The 603-nt window shown below is 36.7% G+C and carries 1 pseudogene; it reads right to left on the bottom strand.

The features are described 5' to 3' along the window. Positions 1 to 603, bottom strand: a pseudogene (locus L0M85_RS09845) (AAA family ATPase); the annotation flags it as partial.

Below are 603 nucleotides of genomic sequence, written 5' to 3'. Positions count from 1 at the left end.
TCCACAATTTAAAGAAGAAATCACTGGCATATTTATCTAATAAGAGAAGCTGCATTTCATCAAAATAAATCCAGGTCTTCTTCCCTAATTTTTGGTTCCGAACGACACGATTCCATATCTGATCAAAAACAACCATAAGGGCGATTTGTTTCAGCTCATCTCCTAACTTCTTAACGTTATAAATCAAGAAATTAGATCCTGTCTGAATATTTGTCTTATGAGAAAAAATATCAAGAGAACCTTCGACATACAGTTCCATATCAAGTGCCAAATTCTGCGCTTCTTCTTCTGGTTGTTGACTCAATACAAAGACCCATTCTTCCAAAGAAGGCTCTTTAAATGACTGATAGGTGAGTCTCGTAACTCGGTCGATAATCGATTTTTCTCTTCCATCCATTTTTCTATCCAATAACTTGCCGATAAAGGATAAAAGAAATTCTGATTTTACCTTTACAGGATCTTCATCCATATTTTCCTCAGACAAGTCAAGGACATTGAGATAGGTTTGGGAGTCAGGCGCAATATCAATCATTTCTCCCCCAAAAGTCCGTCCAATGACACTGTACTCTGCTTCTGGATCCACGATGATAATTTCAGTATTTT

Origin of the sequence: Streptococcus sp. DFI.7.26, assembly GCF_022240605.1 — a bacterium.
GTDB lineage: Bacteria > Bacillota > Bacilli > Lactobacillales > Streptococcaceae > Streptococcus > Streptococcus xiaochunlingii.
This window is presented reverse-complemented; position numbering and strand designations above follow the sequence as displayed.